The 15272-nt window shown below is 73.7% G+C and carries 14 protein-coding genes and 1 tRNA gene; 8 read left to right on the top strand and 7 right to left on the bottom strand.

Annotated elements, in window-relative coordinates; translation table 11 throughout:
• Positions 1–38 precede the first annotated feature (38 nt).
• On the top strand, positions 39–1394 hold the full coding sequence (gene paaK, locus AB0I72_RS07695) for a phenylacetate--CoA ligase PaaK (RefSeq protein ID WP_358564158.1): 1356 nt from the start codon (positions 39–41) through the stop codon (positions 1392–1394).
• A gap of 94 nt (positions 1395–1488) precedes the next feature.
• On the opposite strand, the gene AB0I72_RS07690 is transcribed toward paaK, so the two are convergent.
• Entirely contained in the window at positions 1489–2283 is a 795-nt protein-coding gene (locus AB0I72_RS07690) for an SAM-dependent methyltransferase (RefSeq protein ID WP_358564156.1), read from the bottom strand.
• 216 nt (positions 2284–2499) lie between these two features.
• Here AB0I72_RS07690 and AB0I72_RS07685 point away from each other — a divergent pair, with 216 nt between their 5' ends.
• Positions 2500–3333 carry a nucleotidyltransferase domain-containing protein gene (locus tag AB0I72_RS07685; RefSeq protein ID WP_358564154.1) on the top strand — a complete coding sequence of 278 codons (834 nt, stop codon included), beginning with the start codon at positions 2500–2502 and terminating at the stop codon, positions 3331–3333.
• Here the strand turns inward: AB0I72_RS07685 and AB0I72_RS07680 are convergent.
• Positions 3249–4055 (bottom strand): TIGR01458 family HAD-type hydrolase, encoded by an 807-nt coding sequence (locus tag AB0I72_RS07680; RefSeq protein WP_358564152.1) that lies wholly within the window; start codon positions 4053–4055, stop codon positions 3249–3251. The genes AB0I72_RS07685 and AB0I72_RS07680 overlap by 85 nt on opposite strands.
• A 421-nt stretch (positions 4056–4476) precedes the next feature.
• Here AB0I72_RS07680 and AB0I72_RS07675 point away from each other — a divergent pair.
• The 5 genes from AB0I72_RS07675 to AB0I72_RS07655 all read left to right on the top strand — a co-directional run bounded on the left by AB0I72_RS07675 (position 4477) and on the right by AB0I72_RS07655 (position 8527).
• Positions 4477–4548: transfer RNA gene (locus tag AB0I72_RS07675), tRNA-Arg, on the top strand.
• 1 nt (position 4549) lies between these two features.
• The gene (locus AB0I72_RS07670) at positions 4550–5962 is read left to right on the top strand and encodes a hypothetical protein (RefSeq protein ID WP_358564150.1); all 1413 of its coding nucleotides are present in this window, start codon (positions 4550–4552) and stop codon (positions 5960–5962) included.
• A gap of 20 nt (positions 5963–5982) precedes the next feature.
• Positions 5983–6105, top strand: coding sequence for a hypothetical protein (locus tag AB0I72_RS07665; RefSeq protein WP_358564148.1), 123 nt, complete (start codon positions 5983–5985; stop codon positions 6103–6105).
• 503 nt (positions 6106–6608) lie between these two features.
• Positions 6609–6836, top strand: coding sequence for a hypothetical protein (locus AB0I72_RS07660; protein ID WP_358564146.1), 228 nt, complete (start codon positions 6609–6611; stop codon positions 6834–6836).
• A gap of 137 nt (positions 6837–6973) precedes the next feature.
• Positions 6974–8527 (top strand): hypothetical protein, encoded by a 1554-nt coding sequence (locus AB0I72_RS07655; RefSeq protein ID WP_358564144.1) that lies wholly within the window; start codon positions 6974–6976, stop codon positions 8525–8527.
• A gap of 9 nt (positions 8528–8536) precedes the next feature.
• Here the strand turns inward: AB0I72_RS07655 and AB0I72_RS07650 are convergent, their stop codons facing one another.
• The 4 genes from AB0I72_RS07650 to AB0I72_RS07635 are packed head-to-tail and all read right to left on the bottom strand — an operon-like array spanning position 8537 to position 13061.
• Positions 8537–9550, bottom strand: a complete 1014-nt coding sequence (locus AB0I72_RS07650) for a methyltransferase (RefSeq protein ID WP_358564142.1) — start codon at positions 9548–9550, stop codon at positions 8537–8539.
• 31 nt (positions 9551–9581) lie between these two features.
• Positions 9582–10229: an alpha-ketoglutarate-dependent dioxygenase AlkB gene (locus tag AB0I72_RS07645; protein WP_358564140.1), complete on the bottom strand. Its 648-nt coding sequence runs from the start codon at positions 10227–10229 to the stop codon at positions 9582–9584.
• A 54-nt stretch (positions 10230–10283) separates the two neighbouring features.
• The gene (locus AB0I72_RS07640; protein ID WP_358564138.1) at positions 10284–12086 is read right to left on the bottom strand and encodes a hypothetical protein; all 1803 of its coding nucleotides are present in this window, start codon (positions 12084–12086) and stop codon (positions 10284–10286) included.
• Between the two features lie 12 nt (positions 12087–12098).
• Positions 12099–13061, bottom strand: coding sequence for an EamA family transporter (locus AB0I72_RS07635; RefSeq protein WP_358564136.1), 963 nt, complete (start codon positions 13059–13061; stop codon positions 12099–12101).
• A gap of 71 nt (positions 13062–13132) precedes the next feature.
• Here AB0I72_RS07635 and AB0I72_RS07630 point away from each other — a divergent pair, with 71 nt between their 5' ends.
• Positions 13133–14056 carry a LysR family transcriptional regulator gene (locus AB0I72_RS07630; RefSeq protein ID WP_358564134.1) on the top strand — a complete coding sequence of 308 codons (924 nt, stop codon included), beginning with the start codon at positions 13133–13135 and terminating at the stop codon, positions 14054–14056.
• Between the two features lie 27 nt (positions 14057–14083).
• On the opposite strand, the gene AB0I72_RS07625 is transcribed toward AB0I72_RS07630, so the two are convergent.
• Entirely contained in the window at positions 14084–15013 is a 930-nt protein-coding gene (locus AB0I72_RS07625; protein ID WP_358564132.1) for a LysR family transcriptional regulator, read from the bottom strand.
• Positions 15014–15272 lie beyond the last annotated feature (259 nt).

The raw sequence follows: 15272 nt of genomic DNA, 5'->3' as shown, positions 1-15272 counted from the left end.
CCGGCGGCGCGCCGCGCACGGTACACGGAGAGTCTCATATGGCCAGCGACGACACCATCCGGCGGTCGACCGGTCCCGCCCCCGGCACCCGCCTCGGCCAGGCGCCCGCACCCGACCTGCTGGACCCGGCCGAGCGCATGAGTGTCGACGAGCTGCGCGCCCTGCAACTGGAGCGGCTCAGGTGGACCCTGGAGCACGCCTACACGAACGTGCCCCTGTACCGGAAGAAGTTCGACGAGGCCGGCGTCCGCCCCGAGGACCTCAGGGAGCTCTCCGACCTGCGGCACTTCCCGCACACCACCAAGGCCGACCTGCGCGACAACTACCCCTTCGGCATGTTCGCCGTCCCCCAGGAGCGGGTCAGCCGCATCCACGCCTCCAGCGGCACCACCGGACGCCCCACCGTCGTCGGCTACACCCGTCAGGACATCGACCGCTGGGCCGAGGTCGTGGCCCGCTCCATCCGCGCCGCGGGCGGCCGCCCCGGCCACAAGGTCCACGTCGCCTACGGGTACGGGCTCTTCACCGGCGGGCTGGGCGCCCACTACGGGGCCGAGCGACTGGGCTGCACGGTCATCCCCGCCTCCGGCGGCCAGACCGCCAAGCAGGTCCAGCTCATCCAGGACTTCCAGCCCGACGTCATCATGGTCACCCCCAGCTACATGCTCACCCTGCTCGACGAGTTCGAACGCCAGGGCGTCGACCCGCGCACGAGCTCGCTCAAGGTCGGGATCTTCGGCGCCGAACCCTGGACCGAGCGGATGCGCCTGGAGATCGAGGACCGCTTCGACCTGCACGCCGTCGACATCTACGGCCTGTCCGAGGTCATGGGTCCGGGCGTGGCCAACGAGTGCGTGGAGACCAAGGACGGCCTGCACGTGTGGGAGGACCACTTCCTGCCCGAGATCCTCGACCCCGTCACCCACGAGGTCCTGCCCGACGGCGAGTACGGCGAACTGGCCTTCACCTCCCTCACCAAGGAGGCCATGCCCGTCATCCGGTACCGCACCCGCGACCTGACCACCCTGCGCCCCGGCACCGCCCGCCCCATGCGCCGCATGGACAAGGTCACCGGCCGCAGCGACGACATGATCATCCTGCGCGGCGTCAACGTCTTCCCCACCCAGATCGAGGAGATCGTCCTGGGCCTGGACGGCCTGGCCCCGCACTTCCAGCTCGTGCTCACCCGTGAGGGGCGCCTGGACCGGATGGCCGTGCGCGTGGAGGCCCGCCCCGACCGCACCGACCAGCAGCGCGCCGACCTCGCCCAGCGCCTCACGGCCACCGTCAAGGACCGGGTCGGGGTGAGCGTCACCGTCGACGTCGTCGACCCCGAGGGCATCGAACGGTCGGTCGGCAAGTTCCGCCGCATCATCGACCAGCGCCCCCGCTGACCGCACCCGGCGGTCCTCCGGCCCCGGCCCGCACCCGGTTGCCGCGCGTGTCCCCGACCCCGTCCGCCAGGGCGGGGACACGCGCGGCACCGCGTCAGTTCTTCCTGGCCACGCCGCCGTACTCACCCACCGGGCGCACCTCGCCCACCTCGGTCTCCTCCGGCCGCCACAGGGAGCACGAGACCACCCCCGGCTCCAGCAGCTCCAGGCCGTCGAACAGCGCCCGGATCCCCTCGGCCGTCCGGACCGTCAGCTTGGGCGTGCCCTTCTCGTTCCACGCCGCCGCCACCTCGTGCGCGCGCTCGTGGTCGATGTCGTCGGTCGGGTGCGAGACCACCAGGAAGCTGCCGGGGGCCAGCGCGCCCAGGAGACGGTCCAGGATCGCGCGCACCTCGGCGTCGTCGTCGACGAAGTTGATCACGCCCAGCAGCATCAGACCCACCGGCTTCGACAGGTCCAGCGTCCGCGCCGCCTCCGACAGGATGGTGTCGGGGTCGCGCAGATCGGCGTCCACGTAGTCGGTGGTGCCCTCCTCACTGCCGGTCAGCAGGGCACGGGCGTGCGCGAGCACCAGCGGATCGTTGTCCACGTACACCACACGCGACTCCGGCGCCACCGACTGGGCGACCTCGTGCGTGTTGTTGTGGGTGGGCAGCCCGGTGCCGATGTCGAGGAACTGGCGCACACCCTCCTCCGCCAGACAGGTCACCGCGCGGACGAGGAAGGCGCGGTCGGCCACCGCGTTGTCCACGATCTCCGGGAAGAACGAGCGGATCTGCTCGCCCATCTCCCGGTCCACCGGGTAGTTGTCCTTCCCGCCCAACCAGTAGTTCCAGATGCGGGCGTTGTGGGGGACGGAAGTGTCGATCTTGGGGCTGTCGGCGGACACGATCCTGCTTTCTGCGGTCGATCGGCGGCGCCACCGGACCCGGCGACGCCCGACCAGTAAACGGCCCCGGTCCCTCACACGGCAAGAGTCCCAGGTGACCGATATCGGCACAAAGGCCCCGAACCGCACCTCGGATCACCCGTCGCGTCCCGCCGTTCGGGCGCGCTACCGTGCGTGCGCGCCCCCCGCTGCCCGCCAGATCCGCCGAGGAGACCCGTGAAGCACTCCGACCCCGCCTTCGCCCGCATCGCCGAGCACGGCATGATCCTGCGCTGCGAGGTCGGCTCGACCGTGCACGGCCTGGCCGTCGACGCCGCCAGCGACCGCGACGAGATGGGCGTCTGCGTGGAGCCGCCCGAGTACGTCATCGGACTGCGCCACTTCGAGCAGTACATGTACCGCAGCCAGCCCGACCACGTCCGCTCCGGCGCCGGGGACCTGGAACTGACCGTGTACTCCCTGCGCAAGTGGACCCGCCTGGCCCTGGACGGCAACCCGACCGTCCTGCTGCCCCTCTTCGTCCCCCGCGACGCGATCGTCACCGTCACCGAGCTCGGCCACGACCTGCGCGCCCACCGCCGGCGCTTCGTCTCCCGCCGCGCGGGCCACCGCTTCCTCGGCTACCTGCGCGCCCAGCGCGAACGCATGGAGGGCGTCCGGGGCGGCAGGCACACCAACCGGCCCGAACTGGAGGCCGTCCACGGCTTCGACACCAAGTACGCCTACCACATGATCCGGCTCGGCCTCCAGGGCGTGGAACTCATGGAGACCGGCGACCTCACGCTGCCGATCCCCGAGCCCGACCGGTCCTGGCTGCGCGCCCTGCGCCGGGGCGAACACACCCGGCGGGAGGCCCTGGAGCGCACCCACGACCTGGAGCGGCGCCTGTCCGCGCTGTGCGAGACCGCCGACCTTCCCCCCGCGGCCGACGCCGCCTGGGCCGACCGGTGGCTGGTCGACGCCTATCAGCGGTCCTGGGCCTCCTGGCCGGACGGCGCCTCGTCCGCCCCCAGCAGCGCGGGCACGTCCGCGAACGACCCCACCACGTGATCGGGCATCCCCTCGATCCGGTCCAGCACGCCCTCCTCGAACTTGCCCGTGCGCACCAGCACACCCCTGATCCCCATCCGCTGGGCGGCGAGCACGTCGCTGACCACGTCGTCCCCCACCATGGCCGTCTCCTTCGCCGACAGGCCCAACCGCTCCAGCGCCGCGGTGAAGAACGCCTCCGCCGGCTTGCCCACCACCTCGGCCGACACCCCGGCGGCCCGCTCCAGCGCCACCACGAAGGCGCCGGCGTCCAACCGCATGCCCTCCTCCGTGCGCCAGTACATGTTCCGGTGCATGGCCACCAGGCGCGCGCCCGACCGCAGGTCGTTGAAGGCCGCGTCCATCGTGGCGTAGTCGAACTCGGGCCCGGCCCCTCCGGTGACCACCACGTCCGGATTCTCCTCCACCAGGTCCACACCGGCCAGGTCGGCGCGGATGTCACCGCTGTTGACCAGGCGGCACCGCGCCCCGGGATGGTGCCCCGCCAGATACGCGGCCAGCGCGGTCGGCGCGGTGAGCACGTCGTCCTCGGCCACGTCGAACCCCGCCCCGCGCAGGGCTCCGGCGATGGCCGCGCGCGTGCGCGAGGTGGTGTTGGTGAGCAGGACGGTGCGCAGGCCCGCGCGCCGCAGCAGCTCCAGCGCCCGCGCCGCGCCGGGGATCGGCCGCCACGACACGGTGAGGACGCCGTCGATGTCGATGAGGACTCCGCGTGTGCCCATGCCACCATCGCACCACGGAAGGCCCCGCGGCGGCCAGACCCGGCACGCGGGTGGTCGGGCACGTCCCTGGTCAGCGCGACCGCCCCGGCACGCCACCCCCGCGACGCCGAGATAGGGTGACCCCACGAAGGGGTACGCGCCGCACCCGTTCCCGGCACCGGCGCGTCGGGCGCCGACGCGCGTACGCACGGTGCCCGGAAACGACGAACGTAAGGACACACCATGATCGGAACCGTCGCGGTCGTGCTCATGATCGTGAGCCTGTCGATGATGATCATCGCGGGCCTGCTCGCCACGATCGTCAGGACCCGCTGACAGCCGCGCGGGTGCGCCCAGCCGGGACGCACCCGCCCGGACCCGGAGGAACCGGAGAAATCGGTGGCACCGCCCCGGGGCCCTCTGTCAGCCTCCGGGACCGACACAGCGTGTGACTCAGCAGCAGAGCGCCTGGCTCCGGACCGGGAGGGCGCGGGGGCGGAACCCGCCGCGCTGGCATGAATCCCAACGACACCCCCATCACGATCGGCGACGCCTACCCCGCCGCGCAACTCTCCTCGGTCCTGACCACGGCCCTCGACCACGAGGACCCCGCCGTCCGCGCGGTGGCGCGCGCCCGGGTCGAGGCGTGGACCCGCGTCATCGAGGGCATGTGCGACGGCACGCTCACCATCGGCTCCCGCACCCCGGTCCGCGACCTGCCCGCCTGGGTCACCCCCGATGTGGTGCACGGCGGGTTCGCCACCGGCGGCGCCGCCGCGGAGGGATCCCCGCGCCCCCACGAGGAGGCCCTCGCCGCCCGCCACGGCCTGCCCTCCCGACGCCACGCCATCCACGCGCACCTGCTGACCGAGGAGGGGCTGGCCGAACTCACCGCCCTGCTCGACAGCGGCGACTACGCGCTGGACCTTCCCGAACAGGGCGCGCTGCTCACCGTCGCCTGGCTGCTGCGCGCCGGGGACACCGCCGCCGCGCTGCGCGTCCTGGCCGACATCGAGCCGTTCGCCGACCGGCTGTGCTTCACCCCGCGCCCGGCGCCCCGTCAGGACACACCCCCCGGCACGGTCTTCCGGCACACCCTCGGTGAGGTCCGCGACTCCCTTCGCGCGCGCACCCACGTGACCGGCCCGCCCCACGTCCAGCAGGAGGCCCTGGCGGTGTGGAACCCGTTCGCCGACCGGGTGCTGGCGCACTGGCTGGAGACCGCGGTCGACGGCCGCGTCGACGTCCGGCGCCCCGGCGACTGGACCGCGCGCGGGAGGGCGCTGCTGGAGGAGTACCGCCGTCTGGCGGCCGAGCACACCCTGTGCGCCAAGCACCGCAAGCCCAAGGAGTACCTCGCCGTCCTGCTCACCGCCCTGCGGGAGGCGGTGGAGGGGACCGGCCCCTCCCCGCGCCGTCGCGGCCTGCTCCAGCACGCCGTCGACTCCATGGTGCGCAAGCGCGGCGTCCCCGGATCGGCCCGGCACACGGCGGTGCGCCGCGAACAGGCCGAGCACGCGGCCCGTCCCACGCACGACGTGCTCTCCCGGATGCTGCTGGACCGGCTCGCTCCCCTGACCGGCGGCTCCGGCATCGCCGACACCGACGCGATCCTGCGCCCCACGACCGGGGCGGAGGGCGTCCCGGGCACCTGGCCGGTCCCCGCACCGCTCCGGGCGATCGTCGTCCGAGCCAGCGCCAGCACCCCCGACGAGCTGGTCGAGTGGGGAGTCATCCCGTCGGCGGAGGTCCTGGCCTCAGTGATTCCCGACCTGACCGCCGAGGCCGAGACGGCCGCCGTCGCCAACCCCGCGCTCTCCCGACTCCTGCACGCCCACCATCTGGCCGCCCTGGTGAGCGTCGGCGCGCGGCCGCGCCACGGCTGGGCGGAGGCCGCGCGGAGCGCCTGGGCGGCCTGCCGCGCCTGACGGGCGAACGGCTCACCCCCGTGCTGGGCGGGCTGCGCCTGGTCCTGGACGGCGGCGAACCGACGGACGGGGAGTCCGAGACGGCGCGCCGGTTCCTGGGCTGGTCCTCCGGCGGCCACTGGATCCTCGGCCAGCGTCGCTGACCCGCGCGGGCCGGGTGAGTCGCCCGGCTCTTGGCACAGCGCGAACCACAACGCCACCCTTACGATGTAGATTTCTTTCTGGGAGCGATCGGACCCGATCGGACCCGGGGGCGTCGTCGCCCGTCACGGGCCGTGTCCGGGACGACCCGGGCCGCGTGACACGGCGGGACGCGGGACCGTGTCCCGGTGTGCCTGCGGCCCGGTCGGCCGGTCCGTTCGGGTTCGCAGGAGACGGTCGAGGCTCGTTGGCGTGGCTGGGTCGGGTTCCGACTCGCGGTGGCGTACGGGTACCGCACCCAGCCCCACCGGTCCGGAGAGCCCGGCCAGAATGCACCGCCGCCGCCCTCCGGGACAACCGCCCGCGCCCCGGGACGGCCCCCTCCCCGACCGCCGCGCACGTCGCGCGCTCCGGAGCGGCTCAGGCGCGGAACCGCCCCGACCACGGGCGATACCCCGTCCACGGCGCCGTTGTCCCCGGCCCGGGCGGTCGTTAGGGTGAGCACATGTCGATTTGGTCACGCGGCGACCGCACGGGCAGGGTCGAGGAAGCACTGCTGATGTTGGAGGGCCAGAGGATCATCGACGGCCTGGAGATCCTCCGCGCCGAGGTCAAGCCCTACCGGGTGCGCGTCCCCGCCGGGATCGTGCACATGGACGAGGACGAGGCGTCCATGTTCGCGCTCGGCGCGGTGGTGGGCGCCTTCGGCGCCGTCGCGCGCCAGGGCGTCTGAGCACCTATCCGCCCATGCGCGGGCCCACGGCGTCCACGAGATAACGACGCGGTCACCGGATACTCCGAGACCGAACCGCGGACGCGTCGCGCACGTCCGATCCCCGGATACGCCACCACACGGCGGGAAGGGGATCGATGGACTTCGCCGACTACGTACAGAACCGAAGGATCCAGGACCTCGAGGAGAGCCTGGGGGACGCCCACGCGTCGATGACACGCCAGCATTCGGCGCTGTCGTCCCTTCGGGGCAGCCTGGCGGACCGACTCGGCCGCGTGTCGGCCACCCAGGACGCCCTCGTCGAGCTGAGCGACATCCGCGCCACGTTGGCGATGTTCGACCGGACCGCGATCGCCCGCCACCGGACCCTCCAGATGCTGGACGGGGCCGTCCCCGCCCGCCTGGAGCTGGACGACGCCCCCGACTACTGGCTCGTCCCCGCCGCGCACGGCCTGCACGCCCTGCTCCGCGGTGACATCGCCACGGCCCGGGTCCGCTTCGACGACGCCGCCGAGCGCGACGAGGAGCGCGCCCGGCACTTCGCGGCGCTGGCCGTCGCGCTCAGCGACGCCGGGCACGCCCGCGCCCTCGGTGAGGCCCTGACCGCCGGCCTGCTCCCGTACCTGCCCGCGCCCTCGGCCTGGGTGACGCGCGGCCAGCGCGCCCTGTGGATCCTCGTCGCCGACGGCGCCTTCGGTGAGGAGGCCCGCGAGGACCTGCTGCTGTCCACGGTGGCCGCGTGGTCGCGGGAGGAGGTGTCGGCGTCCGCCGCCGACGCGCTGTTCGCGCCCGACATGGGCGCCGGCCCCCGGCCCCGCCCGCGTCCCGGCCGGGGCCGCGACGGCACGGACGCGATGGCCCAGCGGGCGGAGGCGGCCAGTGCCCTGGCCGCCCTGCGCGGCAACGTCGCCCGGATCGCCGCTCTGGACTCCGCCGAGGTCCCCGACGCACCCACCGCCCCGGACGCGGCCAGCACCGCGTTCCTGGAATCGGCCCTGCGGATCCTCGTCGAGGAGGGCGCCCCCGAGGAGGCTCCGCTGCTGGCCCGCGCCAGGGAGTTGCGGGCGGTGGTCGAGGCCGGCGGGAGCACCGGTCCGCGACCGGAGTGGGGGGACACGGTGGGCACGGTCGCCGACCACCTCGACGCGGATCTGGCCCGCGACGACGCGCCACCGCAGCGGCGCGCCTTCGCGCTCACCCTCCAGCGCCCCGCCGTCCTGGCGGCCGTCGCATCGTTGGTGGACCGGGCCACCGAGCCGGTCGCCGACGCGTCCTGGGCCACGGTGGCGGGTGAGCGGGTGGCACTGACCAGTGCCGGAGCGGACTTCGGCGACCTGCGGAACGCCGAGAAGCGGGCCCTGGCCCGTCACCGGACCGAGACGGGCGGCCCCGCCCTGATGTGGTCGGGTCTGGGCCTGGCCGGTGTGTTCCTGCTGGTGGGGCTGACGACCGGATCCGTGCTGGCATTGGTCCTCACCGTGCTCGGCATGGCCGCGGCCCTGTTCGGTCACCGCAAGGGCCGCAGGGAGCGGGAGGAGATCGAGGCGTCGCTGGCCGCGGCCCAGCGCGAAGTGCGCCAGGGCGTCGAGGCGGCGGTCGACCGGTGGCGCGAGCGGCTCGCGGCGGCCGGGGAGTCGGCGGAGGCCGCCGAGCGGGACGCCGAACGGGTGCGCGCCCTGCTCGGCGCGTGACCGACCCCGCTACGGGCCGACCGGCCGGGCGACCAGGACGCGCATCTCCAGCGGCAGGTCGAGGATCCGGTCGGTGGTCAGACCGGCGCCGCGCAGGAGCTCCTCGTACTGGCGCTCGGTGCGCTCGGCCCCGGTGGTCATGACCATCATGTGCACGTCGAAGACCAGGGACAGCCAGGGGTCGTGCGCGTCCGGGAGCACGCGCTCGACCACCAGGACGCGCCCGTCGGGGGCCATGGCCCGGCGGCAGTGCCGCAGGATCCGCCCGGCCTCGGCGTCGGACCAGTTGTGCAGGACCCGGCAGAGCACGTAGACGTCGCCGCCCTCGGGGGCCGTCGCCAGGAAGTCCCCCTCGACGAGGTCGCAGCGGCCCGCCTCCACGTGGGCGGCGAGGCGGTGGCGGGCGGCCACCAGGGCGGGCGGGCGCTCGACGAGGACACCGCGCGCGCCGGGCGCGTGGTCGAGCACGGCGGCGAGCAGTTCCCCGCTGCCTCCGCCGAGGTCGACGACCGTGCGCGCGCCGGTGAAGTCGTACACCCCGGGCAGGTCCCGGACGAAGCGCGCCCCGGCCGCCATGCCCGCCGCGTACCGCGCCGCCTCGTGGGGGTCGGCCTCCAGGAGGGAGAACACGTCGGTGCCGTGGGCGAGGTCGACCCCGGTCCGCCCGCTGCGCACGGCCTCGGGCAGGTGCTCCCAGGCCCGGGTGAACAGGTCGCTGTCGTAGAGCAGGGCGAGGTCGCGCAGGCCGGAGGGGTGGTCGCGGCGCAGCCGTTCGCCCGTGGCGGTGAGGGTGTGGCCGTCCGGGGAGCGCCGCACGACCCCCACCGCGGCGAGCAGCCGCAGGAGGCGCCCCAGGCGGTCGGGGTCCAGCCCGAGCGCCTCGGCCAGCTCCGGGGCGGGTCGGGGGCCGCCCTCGAGGTGGTCGATGACGCCCAGCCGCACGGCCGCGGCGACGGACCTGGCCACCCAGGGGCCGGTCATGAGTCGGATCAGTTCGCGTGAGGCGGTCTCGTCGTCGTGCACCGGTCGGCCTCTCGTCACGATGTCCGGGGGGTCAGGGGGCCAGGCCGGAGGCGCGGACGGTGATGTTGAGCCGCCCCTCCAGGCCCAACGCGGGCGGCGCGGTGCCGGGGCGGGTGCGCGGGACGCCGTGGTAGGCCATGCGGGACGGGCCACCGAACACGAACAGGTCGCCGCTGCCCAGCTCCACGTCAGTGTAGGGCCTGGTGCGCGTCTCGGTGTTGCCGAAGCGGAACACGCACGCGTCGCCGAGGCTGAGGGAGACCACGGGTGCGTCGGAGCGCTCGTCGCGGTCCTGGTGCATGCCCATGCGGGCGTGGGCGCCGTAGAAGTTGACGAGGGCGACGTCGTAGGGGGCGGCGTCGGGTGGGGGCGGCGCGCCGAGGGCGTCCGCGACGGCGCGCTCGGCGAGCGTGCCCAAGAGGCCGGGGAAGGGCGGGACGGGGGTCCCGTCGGGCAGGGTGCGGGAGTAGCGGTACGGCTCCCAGTACCAGCCCAGGCTGAGCATGCGCACGCTCATGACGCCGCCGCGCGGCATGGCGTGCTGGACCATCCCGGCGCGCGCCCACCGGCGGCAGCGCCGGACCAGGTCGACCTGGTCCTCGGGCGACAGCCAGCCGGGCAGGTGGACGGCGCCGGGGGCGACGGTCACCGGCGGGGCGCCGAAGAGCGGGTCGGTCATGGTTCCATTCTCCCCCGGTCTCCCCTCCCCGCCGGGGCGCGCCCCGGCGGGGGGTCAGCGGCGGAGCAGGTCGCGCACGTTGACCACGAGCAGGACCACGACGACCACGGCCATGGGGACGGCGAGGGCGATCCGCCAGTCGGCGATGAAGGCGGCCACCACGCCCACGACGACCCCGACCACGACCGCGAGGATCGCCAGCCCGGTGAGGAACTGGAGGAACTTGCGGCGGGCCAGGGCGTCGACGGCGGCGAAGCCCACCACGACGCCGAGCATGGCGTACAGCGTGACCTGACCGGTGAGCAGGAACAGGGTCAGTCCGAGGGAGATCAGCAGCAGCGGGGTGCTCAGGGCGACCCACAGGTGGAGGAAGCGGGTGCTGCGCTGCTTGCCCGAGGAGTAGGGCAGGTGCGGGGCCTTGAGGTGGCCGGTGGGCTCGGGCACGAGCGGGGTGTCGTCGGCCAGGGCGCGCAGGTGGGTGTCGCGCTCGTCGGCGGTCAGGACGCGCTCCTCGTAGCGCTCCGCGAGCTCCTTCTCCAGGGTCTCCATGCGCTCGGCGTGCTCGCGGGCGAGCGGGCGGGAGCTGGCCTGGCGGTGCAGGACCATGCGCGCCGAGTCGAGCTGGCGCAGGCGGTCGCGGCGGGCGACGATGTCGGCGTCGAGTTCGCGCAGCCGCGCGTCCAGGGTGTCCACGTGGCTGCGCAGTTCGGCGCGGGCGGCGGTCTCGGTGGGGGCGACCTTGTGCAGGCCGACCCACGACAGCGCGTCGGCCCAGGAGCGGCGGATGGTCCCGTCGCGTTCGTAGCGGGGGCCGCTGGGGGCCCGTTCCCCGTCGAAGAAGTCGCCGGTGTCGCGTCCCCACAGGCCGCGGAAGCCCCGGATCCAGGGGGTGTCGTCGTCGATGAGGACGGGGTTCCACTCGCGGTCGCCGCCGGGTCCCACGCGCATGCCGTCGCCGCGGGCGTAGTCGACGAAGGGGACGCCGATGCCGTGGCGGTTGATCGCGCTGTCGGCGCGGAAGAGGAGGCGGGTGACGTTCCGGTAGGCGCGCACGGCCCCGCGCAGGACGGCGGGGTCGACCTGGATGAGGTAGTCGCCGGGCAGCATCTGGTGCGAGTGCGATCCGGCGCCGACGTAGACCACGGGGTGGTCGCCGACCCGGTGCAGGTCGGGGTCGTCCCAGCTGCGGCGCAGGTCGTCGCCCTGGTACTCGTGCGAGGAGGCGCCCACCCAGGCCGGACGGCAGGTGCCGTCGGGGTTCTCCGCCAGGTAGACGGTGACGCGCTCCCAGTCGGCCTCGTGGTCGTTGACGCCGCCGTAGATGGTCCGCCAGTCGTTCATCGCGTAGAAGAACCAGTACTGGAGGATGACGTAGCCGCCCTCGCGGATGACGCGCCCGTAGTAGGTGGCGCCGCCGTCGTCGACGCGTTCGCGGTAGCGGGTCACGGCCGCGAAGGTCACCCCGCCGGGGACGGCGCCCCGGATGAGCAGGGAGAACTTCATGAGGATGTCGAGGATGCGGCCGAGGACGCCGACGGCGGCCAGTCGCCCGCTCTTGGGGATGACGGTGCGGGCGATGCCGCGGAACCGGCGCGCCTCCTCGCGGATCGACTCCTCCTGGACGAACCGCAGGTGCTTGTGGCGGCCGGGCCACTCCTCCTCCGCCTGGCCGAGGCGTTCGAGGGTCAGCTCCCCGGCCGGGACCAGGACGCGTTCGCGTCCGCCCGGCTCCTCGATCCAGAGGCTGCAGTTGCGTACGTAGCTGTCCACGCGGGTGGGGAAGAAGAGCTCCCCCTTGGTGCACATGAGCACCGGTTCGTGGGCACGCAGGAGTTCGAGATCAGATGTCGCGGCCATGATCGGACCAAATTAGTGCATCGTGGCGTCGTTTCGTGCCGCGGAGCCGTCGTGACACGAGTGACGCGTGTCTGGTTCCGGGGATGGGGCCGCTCGTCCCCCGCCGTCGCCCCGGGAGGCGCCCACACCGGCCACCACCACCAGGACCATACCCGCGACCTGCACCGCCGCGGGGGCCTGGCCGATGATGAGCAGTCCCATGACGAGACTGACCGCGGGTTCGAGGCTGGCGAAGGTGCTGTAGGCGGTGCGGCTCATGCGCTGGAGTGCCACCATCTCCAGCAGGAACGGCACGAGCGGGAACAGGAGCGCGATGCCCAGGGTGAGCAGGATGAGGTCGAGGTCGGGGGAGGCGATCGCGGCGGGGGCGCCCAGGGGGGCGCTGACCAGCGCGGCGACGGTCATCGCCAGGGCCAGGCCGTGGACGGCGCCGAAGCCCGCGCCGACCCGCTGGGTGAGCACGATGTAGGCGGCGACGCAGACCGCGCCCGCCAGGGCCAGGCCGAGGCCGAGCACGTCCAGGTCGCTCTGCCAGGGGCGGGTGAGGCAGACCACGCCGACTCCGGCGGCGGCGATCCACACGAGTTCGCGGCGGCGGCGCATGGCGGCCACGGCCACCACGAGGGCGCCGAGGAACTCGATGGAGGTCGCGGTGCCGAGTTCGATCCGGGCGGTGGCCTCGGAGTAGAACAGCATCATCCCCGCGCTCGCTGTGCCCAGGATCACCACGGAGCCGCGTTCGCGCCACGTCGCCTCGCGCACGGCCCGCCACAGCGAGCGACCGCCGAGGGCGAGCAGCAGCAGCGCCGCCCAGGTGAGCCGGAGCCAGGTGACGGTGGCGGGGGAGGCCTGGTCGAAGGCGGTGACGGCCAGCGCGCTGCCGGTGTGCAGGGTGAACATGCCGATGAGCAGCAGGAACGGGGCCGGGACCCGGACGTCGGCACGGCGGAGCGAGGAGATGGATGAGGGGATCACCCGACCATTGGATCGATCTCGTCCGTTTCTGTCCACGAACCAGTGGTTGACGGACCATGTAGTTTTGGTAGATGGACTTCACCCGGCTGCGTCTGCTGGTCGAACTGGAGCGCCTGGGCACCATGGCGGCTGTGTCCGAGGTCACGGGCATGAGCACCTCGGCGGTCTCCAAGCACCTCGCCGTCCTGGAACGGGAGACCCGCGTACCGCTGCTCGTCCCGGACGGACGCCGGGTGCGGCTGACCCCGGCCGGTCGGCGGCTGGCGGAGCACGCCGTGGGGATCCTGGCCCGCGTGGAGGCCGCCCAGGCGGAGTTCGAGGGTGAGGGCGCCCCCGCCGGCCGCGTTCACCTGGTCATGTACACCAGTGCCGCGCCGGTGGTGCTGCCCGCGCTGCGCCGTCTTCGCGACGACCACCCGGGCATCGAGGTCCGCCTGACCGAGTACGAGTCGGAGCAGGCGCTGGCGCTCCTCCAGGACGGCCAGGCGGATCTGGGGGTCGTCTACCAGTACAGCCTGCTGCCCCGGGAATTTCCGGGGACGCTGACGGTGCGGCCGATCGGGACGGAGGGGCTGCTGCTGTCCCAGCCCTCGGACCGGGGCGACAGCCGGACGCTGACGCGGCGGCGGCTGCGCGAGTTCGCCGGGGCGTCGTGGTTCGCCAGCCCGTACCGGGGGGACGAGGAGGCCCTGGTCCAGCGGATGTGCGCCGACGCCGGGTTCACGCCGCGGATCACGCACCGGATCGAGAACCTGGAGCTGTGCGAGGAGCTGGTCGCCTCCGGGGTGGCGGTGGGGGTGATGTCACGGCTGTCGGTGTCGACCCGGCGCGGTGTGACCCACGCGCCCCTCGGGGAGCTGGGCGGCGTGCGCCGGATCTTCCTGGCCGGGCGCACCGGCGGGTGGGCCTGGCGACCGATCCGGGTGGTGGCGCGGTACCTGCACGAGGCCGCCCGGGACGTCCTCGACGAGGTTCCGCCGCTCCCGGAGACGTGAAGCGGCGCGGCGATACGGCGCCCGACCCTACCCGGCGACCGCGAACGGCCCCACCGAGGGCACGGGCACCTTGCTGGCGGCCTCGCGGACGGCGGTGAGCAGGGGTTCGGGGTTGGCCCCGGCCCTGGACAGGGCCACGACGTGGCGCCGGGCGGTCTCGCGCACCCCGCGCACGACGATGTGCGGGGTGCTCAGCCCGGTCCAGGCCAGGCGCGGCATGAGGGTCACGCCCAGTCCGGCCTGCACCATGCCGAACACGGCGCTGAAGTCGTCGACGGCGTGCACCACGCGGGGCTGGAAGCCCACCCGGTTGCAGGCGGCGGCCACGCACGAGTGCCAGGCACTGCCCGGAGCGGACATGATCCAGTCCTGGTCGGCGAGGTCCTCGGCCAGGTGGAGGCTGGTGCGGGTGGCCAGCGGGTGCTGGTAGGGCAGGATCGCGTCGAACAGCTCGACCATGACGGGGTCGGTGCGGAACTCCGGGTCGCCGGTCGAGGGCAGGTCCTCCGAGGACATGGTGACGGCGATGTCGAGGCGGCCCGAGCGCACCATCTCGGTGCACTCCTCGGGCTCGGCCTGGACCACCTCGAAGGACCAGCCGGGGTGGCTGACCCGCAGCCGGGCCAGGGCCGGGGCGACGAGGTCGCTGATACCGGTGGCGAAGGAGCCCACGCGCACGACGCCGCGGTCGCCCGCGACGTACTCGGCGAGGTCGGAGGTGGCGCGCTCCATCTCCGCGAAGATGGCGGGGGCGCGCTCCAGCAGGACCCGCGCGGCACCGGTGAGCAGGAATCGGCGGCCCGAGCGTTCGACGAGGGGAACCCCGGCTTCCCGAGCCAGGGCGGCGAGCTGTTGGGAGACCGCCGACGGTGTGACGTTGAGCGCCTCCGCCGTGGCCGCCACCGTGCGGTGGCGATCGAGGGCCTGGAGGAGCTGCAACCGCCGAACGTCGATCATGTGTCCCAATTTATGGCAGGACGGCCGTGTTTCGCGGAGGTTTCCGACATGTTGCCCGAGTTCGCCACGTGATTCGCTGCACACCGTCCAGGGGCGACCACGTGGCGCACCGCCGTGATCGATCAAAGAAATTCAGAACTTCTTTCCTTATGGTGATCTCGTGACCGTCTTTCCTCGTGTCGGCGATGTCCCGGTCAGTACCGGCACGTACAGTCAGACGCACAGTTCAACCACGGGCCGTTGGGACACGCGCCCCAGG

The sequence above is a fragment of the Nocardiopsis sp. NPDC049922 genome, from assembly GCF_040660275.1.
Classification (GTDB): Bacteria; Actinomycetota; Actinomycetes; order Streptosporangiales; family Streptosporangiaceae; genus Nocardiopsis.
This window is presented reverse-complemented; position numbering and strand designations above follow the sequence as displayed.